A 15,791-nucleotide genomic window follows, 5' to 3' on the forward strand; every position below is an offset into this window, starting at 1 on the left:
TAACGGCACGGCCTACACCTTCACCGTCACCGCCACGAACGCGATCGGCACCTCCCCGGCGTCGGCAGCCTCCGCACCGGTCACCCCCACGGGAACCACCAGCTCGGCCATCACCAACGGCGGCTTCGAATCCGGGCTCACCGCCTGGACCACCGGCGGCGTCAGGGCACCCGTGGCCTCCACCACCGCCCACACCGGCACCGGCTCCGCGCTCCTGGGCCTGGCCTCAGGAACCGAACCCCTCGGGGACAGCAGCCTGTCCCAGACCCTCACCATCCCCGCCACCGGAACCACCACCCTGTCCTTCTGGTACCAGCCCCACAGCCAGGAAGACCCCTGCACCGGCAACGCCTGCCCGTACGACTGGATGGAAGCACAAGTCCGCACCACCACCGGCACCACCCTGGGCAGCCTCTTCAAACTCTGCAACAACAACGGCACCTGGACCCAGCTCACCGCCGACCTCACCGCCTACAAAGGCCAAACCATCACCCTCTGGTACAACGTCCACCTCGACGGCTCCAGCCCCGCCGACGACACCTGGATGTACCTCGACGACATCACCCTCACCAACAGGTNAACCATCACCCTCTGGTACAACGTCCACCTCGACGGCTCCAGCCCCGCCGACGACACCTGGATGTACCTCGACGACATCACCCTCACCAACAGGTGAGGCACAGACGCCAAAAATCCCCGCCCTCTACTGAGGACGGGGATTTTTGAGTAGCGCTCCTCCGACTGGACTTGAACCAGTAACCCTTCGATTAACAGTCGAATGCTCTGCCAATTGAGCTACGGAGGAATGAAGCGTGTACAAGCCTAACAAAGGGCTGCCGGGAAACGAAATCGGCGCCAGGGCGGCCCTCAGCTGTCCATGCGGAGCGCGCGGCGCTGCATTTCCAGCTGCATGAGTTCCCGGTTGAGGCGCTGGAACTCCTCCGGCTGGGCCGAGGCGTCCAGTCGCTGTAACTGACCCATCTTGTCCGCTTTGACCCTGGTGATCTGCAGCTCGAAAAGCCGGGCCAAAATGTCGCGGCAATAGCGCTGAAGCGCTTCGGGCGTGCTGGCCGGCAGTGGGACGACGGCAAGCTCGGAGACCAGGCCTTGGAGCGGTTCCGGAACCTCCTGGCGAATCCCTTCCACCCAGGCCACAGGGTCTCCCGCGTGTGCCAGCCCGGCGGCCCGGATGGCGGTGTGCACGGCTGAGTAGGCCGGAGTGACGAAATGGGACGCTTCAAACCGTTCCCATGCTCCGCCGCTAAGCGCAGCTTCGCCACCCAGTACGGCCGGGTTCTGGATGACCACTTCGAGGGCCTGCCGTTCCATGGCGGCAATGGGATCCCGCGGATCCGGGCGCATGAACGCGATGGGAGCGTTCGACGGCGGTGCTGCCGCTGGCTGGCCGGACTGGCCCGGCGCTGCGCCTTGCCCGTGCCCCGGGGTTCCTGGAGTGCCCGCAGATCCCGCAGTTCCTGTATTGCCCGCCGCGCCGGAAGCAGCGCGTTTGGCGGCCAAGCCCACGGCCCGGCTGACTTCCTCGATGGGCATGCCGAGCCAGCCTGCCAGCTCGCGGACATAGGCGGGACGGATACCGGAATCACGGATCTGCGCCACGACGGGGGCCGATTCCCTCAGGGCGGCGACCCGGCCTTCCACGGTGTCCAGGTTGTGTCGCTTGAGCGAGGCCCGGATGGCGAATTCAAAGAGGGGCCGGCGGGTGCCGATCAGGTCCCGGACAGCCGCGTCGCCCTTGAGCTGGCGAAGATCACAGGGGTCCGCTCCGCTCGGTTCCACGGCCACGTACGTCTGCGCGACGAATCGCTGGTCTTCTTCAAAGGCGCGCAATGCGGCCTTCTGCCCGGCGGCGTCGCCGTCGAAGGTGAAGATGACCTCTCCCCCGGTGCCGTCGTCGGACAGCAAGCGGCGGGCGATCTTGATGTGGTCCGTACCGAAGGCCGTACCGCACGTGGCCACAGCGGTACCGACGCCGGCAAGGTGGCAGGCCATGACGTCCGTGTACCCCTCCACCACCACCAGTTGCCGGTCTTTGGCGATGTTCCGCTTGGCCAGGTCGATGCCGTAGAGGACTTGGGACTTCTTGTAGAGCACGGTCTCCGGAGTGTTCAGGTACTTCGGTCCTTGGTCGTCCTCGTAGAGCTTGCGGGCGCCGAAGCCGATGGTGTCGCCGGCGATGTCCCGGATGGGCCAGATGAGCCGGCCCCGGAAGCGGTCGTAAATGCCCCGGTTGCCTTCCGAAAACATTCCCGTTAGCTTCAGCTCGGCATCCGTAAACCCGCGTCCGCGCAGGTGCTTCAGCAGCGAGTCCCAACCCTGGGGCGCGTAGCCGACGCCGAACTGTTCGGCCGCGGTCCGATCGAAGCCGCGGCCGTGGAGGAAGTTGCGGCCCTCTGCGGCACCTGCGGTGAGCAGTTGGGCACGGAAGAACTCGTCGGCGATTTTGTGGGCATCCAGCAGCCGTTGGCGCTTGCCGACCTCTTCGCGGTTGGGACCCGTGCCGCCGTCTTCATAGCGGAGCTCGTAGCCGATCCGGGCTGCGAGCTTTTCCACGGCTTCGTGGAAGGAGCTGTGGTCCATTTTCTGGACGAAGGAGATGGCATCGCCGTCTTCGCCGCAGCCGAAGCAATGGTACCGGCCCACTTGCGGACGGACAGTGAACGACGGCGAGCGCTCGTCGTGGAAGGGACACAGGCCTTTGAAGGTCCCCAGGCCGGCGCCCTTGAGGGTGACGTAGCCGTCCACTACTTCCTTGATATCGGTGCGCTGGCGTACTTCGTCGATATCTTCACGTTTGATCAGGCCAGCCACGTCACCATCCTAGTCGCTCCGCACGGGCAGCCGCGGGCCGCCGTCGGGCTACCAGAGCGAGGGGAGGCTGCCCACGAGGCGTTCGTACATCGCCAGCGCCGAAGCGTCCGTCAGGGACGCCACCTGGTCGATGACAACGCGAAGCCGGGCGCCGTCGTCGGGGGCGTCCCGCCAGTCCGCGGCGAACATCGGTTCCAGATGCCGGTCTCCGCTCGCGTTGAGCACGCCGACGAGGGCGTGCAGGACTTCGCGCTGGCGCTCATAGACGGGCTGCCGATGGTCGGTGGAGATCACGAACGTCGTGGCAAGGCCCTTCATGGCCGCGATCTCGGTGACGGTTTCCTCGGGGACCATGAGTTCCGCAGCGTACCGGGTGAGGTGGTCCGGGCCGAAGTGCGCCCTCGTGGTCTCCAAGGCACTCTGGCAGAACCGGCCGATCAACTGGCTGGTCATGTCCTTCAGCGCGGCCATCGACTTGCGGCTGCCGTCGGCTTCGCGGACCCACACGCTCGTGGCTTCGAGGCGTGCCAGTGCGGCGTCGATTTCGGCGGGATCGTTGTGGGGCAGGTACCACTGCTTGGTGTAGCCCACCACGCGGGCCCGGTGGTCCGGATTGTCCAGCCACTTCAGCTGGAAATGGCCGGCAACAATGGCGTCCTCGACGTCGTGGACGGAGTACGAAATATCGTCGGCCAGGTCCATCACCTGGGCCTCGATGCAGGAACGGTTCCCCGGCGCTCCGTCACGAAGCCAGGCAAACACGGGCAGATCGTCCTCGTAAGCGCCGAATTTGCTGCTCCGCTGTCCGTGGATGACGGGGGCGTCGACGGCGGACCACGGGTATTTGGACGCGGCGTCAAGGCTGGCCCGGGTCAGGTTCAGGCCCGCGGGCCGGCCGTCGGGGGCAAGGACCTTGGGTTCAAGCCGGGTCAGCAGGCGCAGGGTCTGGGCGTTGCCTTCGAAGCCACCGATTCCATGGGCGACCTCGTTGAGCGCCGATTCCCCGTTGTGCCCGAAAGGCGGATGGCCAAGATCGTGGCTCAGGCACGCCGTGTCCACAACATCCGGATCGCAACCGAGAGCGCGGCCCAATTCGCGGCCCACCTGGGCCACTTCAAGGCTGTGCGTCAACCGGGTGCGCACGAAGTCATCGGTATCCGGGGCCACCACTTGGGTCTTGGCCCCGAGCCGCCGGAGGGCTGACGAATGCAGCACCCGTGCCCGGTCCCTCTCGAAGTCCGAGCGGTAGGTATTCTTGCGGGGTTCCTGGACCCAGCGTGCCGAGTCGGCCTCCACGTAGCCTGGAATGCCCGTTGCGTTTTCGGCCGGGCGTGCTGCAGACATCGCTTCAGTTCCCATGGGTATCTGCCTCCTCCGCTTGCCGTGCACCGGCGTCTCTTCAGCCCGTGCCTATGCAGCCAGTTTTCCACGACTCGGGCCGTGCGCGTGCACGCGCCGGTCCGGGCGGCGCTCTAGCCGCCTGAGACGTCGAGTTCGGCTGCGGCGATATCGCGCGTCTGGTCCGCGTCCATCTGCCGGCTGAGAAGCCAATCCTTGGGCAACGCCGGCTTTTTGGGGGAACCTGCGCGTCCGCGCGGGCCTTCCGAATCGATGCCTGGGTACGGCAGGTCCATGTCCAGCTGGTCCAGCAGCTCGCGCAGGACCTCGAGCGTCGGCACCGTGGCCAGTTTGGCACGCAGCTCCCCTCCCACCACGTAGCCCTTGAAGTACCAGGCCATGTGCTTGCGGATCTCACGCAGCGCCTTGTACTCGTCGTTGCCGAAGGTTTCGATCATGAGCTCGGCGTGGCGGTAGACGCCCTCGGCTACTTCGCGCAGGCCCGGACGGTGGCGCTGGTCGCTTCCTTCAAACGCGGCTTGGAGGTCGCCGAAGAGCCACGGGCGACCTTGGCAACCGCGGCCCACTACGACGCCGTCGATCCCGGTTTCGCGCACCATGCGGACTGCGTCTTCGGCGGACCAGATATCCCCGTTGCCCAGGACGGGAATGTCCGGGAGGGCTTCGCGCAGGCGTGCGATGGCGGACCAGTCGGCCTGGCCGGAGTAGAACTGCGCGGCTGTGCGGCCGTGGAGCGCGACGGCGGCAACGCCCGAATCGCGGGCGATCCGGCCGGCGTCGAGGTACGTGAGGTGGTCCTCGTCAATGCCCTTGCGCATCTTGATGGTCAGCGGGATGTCGCCCTTGGAGGCTTCCTTGACAGCCGTCTGGACGATCGAGGTGAAAAGGTCGATCTTCCAGGGGAGGGCGGATCCGCCGCCGCGCCGGGTGACCTTGGGCACGGGGCAGCCGAAGTTGAGGTCGATGTGGTCCGCCCGGTCTTCTTCGACGAGCATGCGCACTGCCTGGCCAACGGTGACGGGGTCCACGCCGTACAACTGCACGGAACGGACTTTTTCATCGTCGTCATGGGAGATGATGCGCAACGATTCCGGGGTGCGCTCCACTAAGGCACGGGAGGTCACCATCTCCGCCACATACAGGCCGCCGCCGTATTCACGGCACAGCCGACGGAAGGCCGAGTTGGTGATTCCAGCCATCGGGGCGAGGATCACGGGGGTGTCCACCGTGATCCGGCCGAGCTGCAGCGGGGGCAGTTCGAGCTTGGGCGAAGGGGGCGTTGCTACTACAGTCACCCGTCCATTGTCTCAAAGCGGGGCAAATCGACGGGACGGTCGAATACGTGCCTGGCCGCTAGAGCAGCCAGCCGTTGTCTTCGGCGATCCGCACGGCCTCGGCACGTGTACGGCCGCCGGTCTTGGCCATCGCGGCGGACAGGTAGTTCCGCACCGTCCCTTCGGAAAGCATCGCCGACTTCGCGATGTCGGCTACCGTTCCGCCGTCGGACGCTGCCTTGAGCACCTCCCCCTCGCGTTCGGTCAAAGGGCTGTCTCCCGCGGTCAACGATTCCGCGGCAAGCACCGGGTCCACCACCCTGAGACCTTGGTGTACGCGGCGTACCGCTTCGGCCAATTGCCGGGCGGGCGTGTCCTTGACGACGAATCCGGAAGCGCCGGCCTGCATGGCGCGCTTGAGGTAGCCTGGCCGCCCGAACGTGGTCACCATGAGGACCCGGCAGGACGGCGCGGCCCGCCGCACGGCCGCTGCCGCGCTGATCCCGTCCAGGCCAGGCATCTCGACGTCGAGCATTGCCACGTCGGCGGAGTGCTCGACGACGGCGGCCGCCACCCCTGTCCCGTCGCCCAGTTCGGCGACCACCTCGATGTCCGGCTCCAGCCCCAGCAACGCGGCCAATGCTCCGCGCACGAGCGCCTGGTCGTCTGCGATCACCAATCGGATACTCATACCTCCACCGCCAATCTGAACCCTCCCAGGTCGCTCGGGCCAATGCTGACCGTTCCCCCGGCGGCACCCACGCGTTCGCGGATCCCGGCCAGTCCGTTCCCGGAGCGGCCCCCGGAGGCCGGACCGACGCCGTCGTCCTCGACTAGAACGCTCGACGCCGTCAACCGGACGCGGCAGCGCGCGGCGCCGGAGTGCCGCACAACGTTGGTGACGCCTTCGCGCAGCACCCAGCCGAAGAGCTCCCTGTGACGCGCCGGAACCTGTTCGACGGTTCCCGGCAATTCGGCGTCGATCCCTGCCGATTCCAGGGCCGTCCGGGCGACTGCGAGTTCCGCCAGGACGTTGACGCCGCGGTAACCGGCCACCGTGGCGCGGACGTCGGCGAGCGCGCCACGGGCCAAGTCCTGCACCGCGGAGATCTCGGCGGCGGCCCGGTCGCGGGCTGGGTACTCGCCGGGGACGGTGTCCAGCATCCTGCCGGCCAATTCGGCCTTCACTGCGATGACCGTCAGGGAATGCCCCAGGATGTCGTGCATGTCCCGGGCCACGCGGCTGCGCTCCGCCGCCACGGCTGCATCGGCCAGTTCAGTCTGCGCTTCCCGGAGCCGTGCGGTCTGCCTGATCAGCCGCGCGAAGGCGGACATCATGAGGCCGAGGGACACGATGATCCCGGCCTGGAGCAAGGCCTGCTCCTCGTTGCCCGTCACCAACTGGGTGGTGAAGGAAGCGAGGGCCAATCCGACGATGAGGAAGAAATCCGCGCGCGGCGGAAGGGACGTCATGGCGATGGCGCAGGCCAGGAACGTCCAGGTCCACAAGGCTTCCCGTCCGATGATGAGGATCATCACCCCGTTCAGCGCCAGCAGGATGAAGACGGACACGATCCCCGCCCGGACGCCCAGGCGCCAACTGATCTGTGGCAGGAAGACGTAGGCGGCGAAGAACACAATCAGGGACGCCGACGCCGCCGTTTTCCAGGCCAGCGGCTCGTCCACGGACCACACGATGTTCCACGTCGGCCAGGCCCAGAGCAGGATGGAAAGTCCCGCGCCGATGAACCAGCCCCGTGGCCCAGGACCGCGGAACATGGCACCGCGGAACATGTTGCTGACGAGCATGTCCCTGAAGGAGGTTCGGCCTTGGCTGCTGGTCATGGTGACCACCCTAGCGGCCTGTTCAGACACGTTTCGTGTCGCGGCGGAACGCCATCGCAGCCCCGGCCACGAAGATCGCGAGCCAGATGAGGACGTTGACGATCCACGCCCAGTCGAACTCGCCGGTGATGGGGCTTCGGGCCAATTGCCCGATCCCGTACGCGGGCGTGAACTTGGCGATGTTCCCGAAGGTCTCCCCCATGATCTCGATCGGCATGAAAAGTCCACCGAGCATGGCAAGGATGGCCAGGGCCGGGCCGAGGATCTGCATGACATTCTGGCTCGGCATAAGGTATCCGACGAACAAGCCCAGGGCCGCGAAGACCAGGGAACCCAGCCAAGCGACCAACCCCGCGGTCAGCCAGGTCTGGGCATCCATGGTGACACCTGCAAGGGCGCCGATGACGAACTGGGCCACGACGGCAACGAGGGACAGCGTCAGCGCAGCCATGGCCTTCACCGCGATGTACGCACCGGGCAGGAGGGGCGTGAGCCGAAGCTGGCGGCTCCACCCTTGGGCACGCTCCACCGCCACTTGGCTGCCGGCGCCCGTAGCTGCGGTCATCGCGGCATAGACCGTGAGGCTGATGAGGATGTACTGGCCGTAGCTGTGCCCGTTGGGCAGGAGCTTGTCCTTGTTGGACAAGCCGAAAATGAAGAAGAAGACGGCCGGCATGAACACCGTGAACATGATGGTCCGCCGATTCCGGAGCATCCGCTTGATTTCGATCCACAGGAACGTGCGGTTGACCCCGCCGGCGGACGGTTTCCGTTCCTGGAGGACTGTTGCCGCACTCATACGAGGTCTCCTTCAAACGTGATGCTCGTGGATTCCGGCACCGCATCGTCTCCGGTGAGGGCCACGAAGGCCTCCTCGAGGTTGTTGGCCGCCACTTCCACGTCGTGGGCGCCCGTGTTGTTGAGCAGGAAGCGCACGACGGCGTCCGAGTCGCCCGTGCGGACGGTGAGGCGGCCGCCGTTGTAATCCATGCTTTCGACGGGCGGCATCCCGGCCAGGAGCCCGCGCTCTGCCGCCGGAAGCGAAGCCTTGACGGTACGGCCCGAGGCAAGGTTCTTGATCTGGGCGGCGGTGCCGTCCGCCACGATGCTGCCTTGCCGGACCAGCACAATCCTGTCCGCGTAGGCGTCGGCTTCTTCGAGGTAATGGGTGGCGAAGATGACGGTCCGTCCGCGCTGGGCGTCGCTCCTGATCGCGGTCCAGAAGTCCCGTCGTCCCGCCACATCCATGCCGGTGGTGGGCTCGTCCAGGATCAGCAATCCGGGATCGGAGACGAGGGCCATGGCGAAGCGCAGCCGCTGCTGCTGGCCGCCTGAGCACTTTTCGACCTTGCGGTCGGCGATCTCCAGGATGCCCGCCCGCGCCAGGACTTCGTCCACGGGCCGGGAGGAATCGAACATGGCAGCGTTGAGCTGCACGGTCTCGCGGACGCTGATGTCCCGCAGCAAGCCGCCGGTCTGCATCACGGCTGCCACCTGGCCGCGGGCGATGGCTCCCCGGGGAGTGTGGCCGAAGATGGAGACGCTACCCTGGTCCGGGGCGCTCAATCCGAGGATCATGTCGATCGTGGTGGTCTTGCCCGCCCCGTTGGGACCGAGGAACGCCACCACCTCCCCCGGCTGCACGGTGAGGTCCAGGCCGCGTACGGCGTGGACCTTCCCGAAGCTCTTGTGCAGTCCGGCGGCTTGGACGGCCGGCACACTCGCTGTTGTCATGACTCTCCTTGGCTTTGGTTTGCTCCACTACCCATCAAAGCCGGGATCCGTGTCCGGCGCCCGGGCGTGTGTCACCAATGAAGGATGACAAATGTCATCGGAGGCTAGCGGCGCTCGGCTTCCCTGCGTGCCCGCCTGGTCATGACGACGGCGGCAAGCTCGCCAGTATCGAAGGACTCGAAGGCATCGGTGGACCCGGCGTTTTCAAGCTCGCGGACCTTCCCGTCGTCGTCGAGAGCTGGCGCCGCATCCGCCGCGACGGCAGCCGCGAGCCGCCTCGGACCGGTCGCCTTCACCACCAGCACGGCGATCAAGGTGGTCACGGGGATGGCCAGCACCAGGCCGATGGAGCCCACCAGTGTACGGATGACTTCCTCGGACAACTCGGCACTCGTGAGGGCATCGACCAGCGGACGGTCGTACAGCATGACGATGATCAGGAGGGGTAGCGCTGCGCCGGCGTAGGCAAAGGCGATGGTGTAGACCGTGGAGGCGATGTGGTCCCGGCCGATCCTCATGGCCGAGGTGAACAGCTTTCGCGCGCCAGTCTCGGGTGCGAGCTCGTAGAGTTCCCACACGGCCGCGGACTGGGTGATCGTCACGTCGTTGAGCACTCCGAGCCCGGAAATGATCAGACCGCAGAGAATGATTCCGGAGAGCGAGATCTTGTCCGACATGTTCACGAGCGTGGCGCCCTCGCTGCTCGCGATCCCGGTCAGGTTGGCCGCATCCGTGGCCCAGGCCGCCAGCAGCGCCGTAATGCCGAGGCCGAAGATCGTACCCAGCAACGCGGTGGAGGTCTTGGCCGAGAATCCGTGGGCGAAATAGAGCACCCCCATCATGATGGCGGTGGAGCCGACCAAAGCCACGAGCAGCGGCGGCTTGCCTTCCACCAGTCCCGGAAGCATGAAGCTCACCATCACCACGTAGGCTCCGGCCAGCCCGAGGAGCGCCCTGAAGCCGCGCCAGCGCGCCACCGCAATGACCACCACGGCATACAGGATCGCCAGAAGGGCCATGGGAACGGTCCGCACGAAGTCGAGGAAAACGTACGACGGCGAGCCGTTGCCTGCCGCTGCGCCCTGCACCCCGGAGAGGTTCAGGTAGCGGATGCTGTCCCCCACTTTGACGCCGTGGGACTTGGCCACGTCCGGGTTGATGACCACTTTCACCGGGCTGCCGCCGTTATCCGGTTGCGTGGACGCGAAGGTGCATTGGGACCCCTGCGGCTGTGCGCCGCTGCTTTGGTTCGTGCCGTTCGTACTCGGCGCCTGCGTACCTTGCGTGCAGCTTTCCTGAGTAACCGCCTGGATCTTGCCCGTATCGAACGTCACCCCGGGAGCGGCCGTGTAGGGGCTCGCGAACGTGATGCCCTCTTTGCTCCCCGATGGCCACATGACCACCATGGCAACGATCGTGAGTACCGCGATCGGAGCCAGCACGGCCACGAGGAGCCAGTTGGCCCGCCTGCGTGACGCGAGCGCCGTCGGGCTTGGCTCGAAATGCTCTGCGTGTCCGTGTGAATGGCCGTGACCCATTAGCTGCAAAACCTCATGCCCACAAGCCTACGTGGGGCAGCGCTGTGTCCCACCCAACTAGCTCGCAGTTGGTGTCGTTATCAGCGCTCAAAACGACACCTACTGCTAGCCAGTTGGGCGCGGTTGATACCCGGGTGCTTAGGCGGGTTTGATGTTTTGGTTCACGTGGAAGAGGTTTCCTGGATCGTACTTGCCCTTGATGGCTTGCAGCCGCTCGTAGTTGACCCCGTAGTTGTCGCTGATCCTGCTTTGGTCTTCTGCATCCATGAAGTTGATGTAGCCGCTGGCAGCAGAGTGCGGACGGAGAGCCTCCGCGTAGTTCCGGGCCCAGGCAATGTTGGCTTCGTTGTCCGCGGGGTCCGGCCATTGTGCCGCGATCACCGGGGCGAACTTCATGCCGCGGTTCGCGAAGGCGGTGTCCTGGGCTCCGACCCGGGCCGCCGCGCCGTCGATCGGGTAGACATGGACGGCGGTGTTGAGGCTGGTCACCGTGGACCCGAACTCCGCATGCGCACCAATGACGCCATCGTTGAGTTCACTGATGAAGTTGGCTTTCCAGTATCCTTGCAGCCCTTTGGGATTGAGCCCGTCAAATGCCACGTTGAGTGCCGGGTACGGCATCGGGGTGATCAGGGATCCGGCTACAGGTGCGGCTTCGAGGAACGGCGCCCAGCGGGATTCGCCTTCGGCCATGTCTCCCGTCCACATCCCGACCACGACGCACACTGGCTTGCCGTGCCATTCTTCGGGAAGGAACGGCACCGGCGGGCCTTGATGGAAGCCGAGGAACGCGCCGAACTCTTCGGGAGCGGAGTCCATGTAATCCCGGTAGAACTTCGCCACCGTCTCGGTGTTCTCCGCTCCGTAGATGACAATGCCCACATGGACCATGTCCACCGGGTGCAGCTTGTACTCCAGCGACGTCACCACACCGAAATTTCCCCCGCCTCCCCGCAAGGCCCAGAAGAGATCCTCGTTCCGGGTTTCGCTCGCAGTCAGGAACTTGCCGTCCCCAGTCACCACGTCAGCGGAGATCAAGTTGTCACAGGACAGGCCGTGCTTGCGGGCAAGATAGCCGATGCCGCCACCCAGGGTCAGGCCTGCGATGCCGGTGGATCCCACAATCCCGCCAGTGGTAGCGAGTCCGAAGGCATGGGTGGCGTGGTTGAAATCTGCCCAGGTTGTTCCCGCCTCGGCACGGGCCGTACCGGCGTCGGGGTCAACACGGACCCCGGTACGATTGACGAAATCTATGACAAGGGCATCGTCCCAGGTCCCGAAACCGGGGGCGCTGTGGCCGCCGCCGCGGATAGCCAATGGCAGGGAATTGTCCCGGGCGAAGTTCACGCTCGCGATGACGTCCGCCACTTGGGCCACCCGGACGACTCCCGCCGGATGCTTGTCGATCATCCCGTTAAAGACTGCACGGGCGGAGTCATAGTCAGGATCGCTGGGAGTGACGAGTTGCCCACGGAGCTGTTCACGGAGTCCGTCGAGGGCTGTTCCATTCATGGGTGTTACCGCCGATTCTCTTCATGAGACCGGATTCGTTCCACCCGCCGCTACCCCACCAGAGCAACGGCCGGGGCTTACGTCGTCATGCCTACACCCAGGGCAGCGGCGCCGTCAAGGGTTCACCCAACTGGCTCGCAGTTGTTGTCGTTATGAGGGCTCAAAACGACAACAACTGCGAGTCAGTTGGGCCAGCCGCAAGCTATTCGCTGACCACCAGGGTGTCCGCACCGCGGAGCTTCGCCTTGCCCTGCTCGAGCAAGGGATCGACGACGGCGCACACGGCCGTCATGGAATCGTCCACTTCAAGGAGCACGGGGTGCTGGTAAGCAATAAGCGCCAGCAGGTCGCGGACCGCCTCCCGCGCCTCGTCATCCGGCAAAAGCGGGTCGTGGCCAAGGAACACTTCCGAGGGCTCGTCCGAGCTGCCCTGGGCATAGCTGATGGCGAAGGCCTGCAGCTTGCCCTTGCGGGTGGCCGGAACGCCGGCGCCAAAGGCACTCGCCTTGGGTGCTCGTAGCACGACGGCTCCGTGGGCCCCTGTCAGATCGTCGAGGAACAGCCGCTGCACGGTGGGGATGCCCAGCTCGCCGGGGTTGTCCCAGTGGTGCACGGCTGTGTAGTACCGGCCGACGACGTCGCTCAGTTCCACCGATCCCGTGGCGAGGTCCTCCACCCGCTCGGAAGCGGCTTCTTCGGAGCCGTCACCAAACACAGGCAGCCTGAGCGGCTCGGGATCCACCACCACAGGCCGGGAACGCTGGATGGGTGCAAGCCCTGCCCACTCGGCGAAGGCGGCACCGGCCGTGCCGGGCTCCACTTTGCTGCGCAGCTTGGTGACGCCCGACGGCGACTGCCCGGCTTCGCGCCGCAGCATGGTCAGGAGCGTGGCCCCGATCCCGCTCCGGCGGTGGTCCTTGGCAACCTCGATGTAGGCCCAGAGACGTTCCGCGTGCAGGGACGCCTCGTGGACCACCCCCGCGGCCACCGGAATTCCGATGCCGTCAACGACGTCTTCCGCCACGATGCACCGGCGCCAAGGCTGGCCCTGGCCGCTGTTGCTCGACGGCGCAAGGGCGGCGCGGAATTGCTGGGCCGGCAGGGTCTCCGGCCCACCCCACATTTCCAGGAGCGCGAGGTCGTCGCCCTCACGCCATTCGCGGTACTCGATGGACACGCTTAGGCGCCGATCAGTCGTGCGGCCAGGTAGCCTTCCACCTTGTCCAGGGACACACGTTCCTGGCTCATGGTGTCGCGCTCACGAATGGTGACGGCCTGGTCATCGAGGGTGTCGAAGTCCACGGTGATGCAGAACGGGGTACCGATCTCGTCCTGGCGACGGTAGCGGCGGCCGATGGCGCCGGCGTCGTCGAAGTCGATGTTCCAGTTCTTGCGCAGCTGGGTGCCCAAGTCCTTGGCCTTCGGGGACAGGTCCTCGTTGCGGCTCAGGGGCAGCACGGCTGCCTTGACCGGCGCCAGGCGCGGGTCAAGCTTCAGGACGGTACGGACGTCGACGCCGCCCTTGGCGTTGGGTGCCTCGTCTTCCGTGTAGGCGTCCACAAGGAAGGCCATGAAGGAGCGCGTCAGGCCGGCGGCCGGTTCAATGACGTACGGCGTGTAGCGCTCGTTGGTGGCCTGGTTGAAGTAGCTGAGGTCCTGGCCCGAGGCCTTCGAGTGGGTGGAGAGGTCGAAGTCGGTGCGGTTGGCGATGCCCTCGAGCTCGCCCCACTCGGAGCCCTGGAAACCGAAGCGGTACTCGATGTCCGTGGTGCCCTTGGAGTAGTGGCTGAGCTTGTCCTGCGGGTGCTCGAAGAAACGCAGGTTCTCCGGCCGGATGCCCAGATCGGTGTACCAGGACATGCGTTCTTTCATCCAGTACTGGTGCCATTCCTCATCCGTGCCCGGCTCGACGAAGAATTCCATTTCCATCTGTTCGAACTCGCGGGTGCGGAAGATGAAGTTGCCCGGCGTGATCTCGTTGCGGAAGGACTTGCCGATCTGGCCGATGCCGAACGGCGGCTTCTTGCGGGACGTGGTGAGCACGTTGCTGAAGTTGACGAAGATGCCTTGCGCGGTTTCCGGGCGCAGGTAGTGCAGGCCTTCTTCACTGGCCACGGGGCCCAGGAACGTCTTGAGCAGGCCGGAGAACTCCTGCGGTTCGGTCCACTGGCCGCGGGTGCCGCAGTTGGCGCAGGCGATGTCCTTGAGGCCGTTTTCGGCGGGACGGCCCTTCTTTTCCTCGTACTCTTCCTCGAGGTGGTCGGCGCGGTAGCGCTTGTGGCAGGAAAGGCACTCGACCAGGGGGTCGGAGAACACCTCGACGTGGCCGGAGGCTTCCCATACCTGGCGGGGCAGGATCACGGAGGAATCCAGGCCCACCACGTCTTCGCGGCCGCGGACAACGCTCTGCCACCACTGGCGCTTGATGTTTTCCTTGAGCTCGGCACCGAGGGGGCCGTAGTCCCACGCGGACCGGGAGCCACCATAGATTTCACCGGCCTGGAACACGAAGCCCCTCCGCTTGGAGAGGGAAATGACCTGGTCGAGGACGGATTTTGCTGCCATGGGTACTCCAATGTTCTACAGGGCCGCTGGGTGCGGTCCGTGGTTGTGCGCGAAGGTAATGCTGTGCAGGAAGCTGCGTGTCCTAGCCTACCGGCCTTTGGCCGCTGTCCTGCCTCCGGGACTGGCCCGAATGGCGCTTGGCGGGACGGCGGGGAGAGAGCGCGCCCTTCGGCCAAGGCAGCGTGGCAACGATGATGGCGAACAGGGTCAGCAAGGTGCCAAGGATCGTGGGGAAAGCCACCAAGGTTCCCGGAGCCGGCAGGATCAGGTCAAGCGCGAGGGATCCGAGCAGCTGCCCGGCAATCATCCCCAGCCCCGTCACCAAAACACCGAGGCTGCGGACCAACAAAGCAGCCAGGCCGATAAAGACGCACCCCATCGGGCCGCCCACGTAATACCACCACTCCGCAGGAAGGGCGTGCCCGGGACCAAGCAACGACGCCTTGATGAGCCAGGCGATCCAGAGAATGACCGTTCCGGCCACGAAATTCACCAGCGTCGCGGCGATGGGACTGCCGTAGTGCACCGTGGCAGTCCCGTTCATGGCTTGCTGGAAACTCATGAGGCAACCCGCCACGACTGGCAACAGGATCGGGAACAGCAAGGACCCGACGTCGGCCGCAGCCCCGAGGCGCGGCGACACGGCCCAGGCGACGGCCGCGATCGTCAGGATGCTTCCCAAAATCCTGACCCCCGTGATCGAGCGTTTCCCGCCGGGACCGATGCCGAGCCGGTCCACGAACAGGCCGCTCATGGTCTGCCCTGTGATCACGGCTACCGTGAACAACGCGACTCCAAGAAGGCCAATGGTGAACGATTGGGCAATCACGTAGAGGGCGCCGATCCCGCCAGCCACCACATAGAACCGCGGAAAGCTGCGCTCCTTGACGGCAGGCACTATCCGGCGCAAACCAGCGCGGCCTTTCGGCAGCGCAAGGCCGATCACGGCGATCAGTACCAGCCCGGTAGTGAAGCTGACGACGGCGGCCGCCACGCCGTCGTCGAGCTTTGCCCCCAGCGCACTGTTGATCCGGCCTTGGACCGGAAGCAGGGTACCGTTGGCCACCGCGAGAAGCAGGCCGGTGAGCAACGGACGGGAGGTGCTTCGGATGGCGGGACGGGACGATTGCGGCAT

12 protein-coding genes and 1 tRNA gene are annotated in these 15,791 nt (G+C 65.8%); all 13 read right to left on the reverse strand.

Annotated features, from left to right (window positions below):
* Nucleotides 1-732: 732 nt before the first annotated feature.
* A tRNA-Asn gene (locus VLA65_RS00005) sits at nucleotides 733-805 on the reverse strand.
* Between the two features lie 62 nt (nucleotides 806-867).
* Complete coding sequence (gene dnaG / locus VLA65_RS00010; RefSeq protein WP_284989738.1) at nucleotides 868-2,829, reverse strand: DNA primase; 1,962 nt, start codon at nucleotides 2,827-2,829, stop codon at nucleotides 868-870.
* A gap of 48 nt (nucleotides 2,830-2,877) precedes the next feature.
* Nucleotides 2,878-4,188, reverse strand: a complete 1,311-nt coding sequence (locus VLA65_RS00015; protein ID WP_370872192.1) for a deoxyguanosinetriphosphate triphosphohydrolase — start codon at nucleotides 4,186-4,188, stop codon at nucleotides 2,878-2,880.
* 113 nt (nucleotides 4,189-4,301) lie between these two features.
* Entirely contained in the window at nucleotides 4,302-5,483 is a 1,182-nt protein-coding gene (dusB, locus tag VLA65_RS00020) for a tRNA dihydrouridine synthase DusB (RefSeq protein WP_284989739.1), read from the reverse strand.
* 58 nt (nucleotides 5,484-5,541) lie between these two features.
* Nucleotides 5,542-6,153: a response regulator transcription factor gene (locus VLA65_RS00025; RefSeq protein ID WP_234750748.1), complete on the reverse strand. Its 612-nt coding sequence runs from the start codon at nucleotides 6,151-6,153 to the stop codon at nucleotides 5,542-5,544.
* Nucleotides 6,150-7,307 carry a sensor histidine kinase gene (locus VLA65_RS00030; RefSeq protein WP_332601451.1) on the reverse strand — a complete coding sequence of 386 codons (1,158 nt, stop codon included), beginning with the start codon at nucleotides 7,305-7,307 and terminating at the stop codon, nucleotides 6,150-6,152. Before VLA65_RS00030 ends, VLA65_RS00025 begins: the two co-directional genes overlap by 4 nt.
* 22 nt (nucleotides 7,308-7,329) lie before the next feature.
* Nucleotides 7,330-8,106, reverse strand: a complete 777-nt coding sequence (locus VLA65_RS00035; protein ID WP_306961375.1) for an ABC transporter permease — start codon at nucleotides 8,104-8,106, stop codon at nucleotides 7,330-7,332.
* Entirely contained in the window at nucleotides 8,103-9,041 is a 939-nt protein-coding gene (locus VLA65_RS00040; RefSeq protein WP_284989741.1) for an ABC transporter ATP-binding protein, read from the reverse strand. The genes VLA65_RS00035 and VLA65_RS00040 overlap by 4 nt, the downstream gene beginning before the upstream one ends.
* 104 nt (nucleotides 9,042-9,145) lie before the next feature.
* Nucleotides 9,146-10,579, reverse strand: coding sequence for a YibE/F family protein (locus tag VLA65_RS00045; RefSeq protein ID WP_284989742.1), 1,434 nt, complete (start codon nucleotides 10,577-10,579; stop codon nucleotides 9,146-9,148).
* Nucleotides 10,580-10,717: 138 nt separating this feature from the next.
* Entirely contained in the window at nucleotides 10,718-12,091 is a 1,374-nt protein-coding gene (locus VLA65_RS00050; protein ID WP_332601452.1) for an FAD-binding oxidoreductase, read from the reverse strand.
* 202 nt (nucleotides 12,092-12,293) lie between these two features.
* Nucleotides 12,294-13,268, reverse strand: coding sequence for a GNAT family N-acetyltransferase (locus VLA65_RS00055; RefSeq protein WP_332601453.1), 975 nt, complete (start codon nucleotides 13,266-13,268; stop codon nucleotides 12,294-12,296).
* A gap of 2 nt (nucleotides 13,269-13,270) precedes the next feature.
* Entirely contained in the window at nucleotides 13,271-14,656 is a 1,386-nt protein-coding gene (locus VLA65_RS00060; protein WP_059387867.1) for a glycine--tRNA ligase, read from the reverse strand.
* An 82-nt stretch (nucleotides 14,657-14,738) separates the two neighbouring features.
* Nucleotides 14,739-15,791: a DMT family transporter gene (locus VLA65_RS00065; RefSeq protein ID WP_332601454.1), complete on the reverse strand. Its 1,053-nt coding sequence runs from the start codon at nucleotides 15,789-15,791 to the stop codon at nucleotides 14,739-14,741.

The organism is Arthrobacter sp. S2(2024), assembly GCF_036662515.1.
Lineage (GTDB): Bacteria > Actinomycetota > Actinomycetes > Actinomycetales > Micrococcaceae > Arthrobacter.

What these genes read in the sequence shown, in the direction of transcription:
- VLA65_RS00050 (WP_332601452.1), bottom strand. Translation starts at nt 12,091, where the DNA reads ATGAATGGAACAGCCCTCGACGGACTCCGTGAACAGCTCCGTGGGCAA.
- VLA65_RS00045 (WP_284989742.1), bottom strand. Translation starts at nt 10,579, where the DNA reads ATGGGTCACGGCCATTCACACGGACACGCAGAGCATTTCGAGCCAAGC.
- VLA65_RS00035 (WP_306961375.1), bottom strand. Translation starts at nt 8,106, where the DNA reads ATGAGTGCGGCAACAGTCCTCCAGGAACGGAAACCGTCCGCCGGCGGG.
- VLA65_RS00015 (WP_370872192.1), bottom strand. Translation starts at nt 4,188, where the DNA reads ATGGGAACTGAAGCGATGTCTGCAGCACGCCCGGCCGAAAACGCAACG.
- VLA65_RS00065 (WP_332601454.1), bottom strand. Translation starts at nt 15,791, where the DNA reads ATGCCGCAATCGTCCCGTCCCGCCATCCGAAGCACCTCCCGTCCGTTG.
- VLA65_RS00060 (WP_059387867.1), bottom strand. Translation starts at nt 14,656, where the DNA reads ATGGCAGCAAAATCCGTCCTCGACCAGGTCATTTCCCTCTCCAAGCGG.
- VLA65_RS00030 (WP_332601451.1), bottom strand. Translation starts at nt 7,307, where the DNA reads ATGACCAGCAGCCAAGGCCGAACCTCCTTCAGGGACATGCTCGTCAGC.
- VLA65_RS00040 (WP_284989741.1), bottom strand. Translation starts at nt 9,041, where the DNA reads ATGACAACAGCGAGTGTGCCGGCCGTCCAAGCCGCCGGACTGCACAAG.
- VLA65_RS00025 (WP_234750748.1), bottom strand. Translation starts at nt 6,153, where the DNA reads ATGAGTATCCGATTGGTGATCGCAGACGACCAGGCGCTCGTGCGCGGA.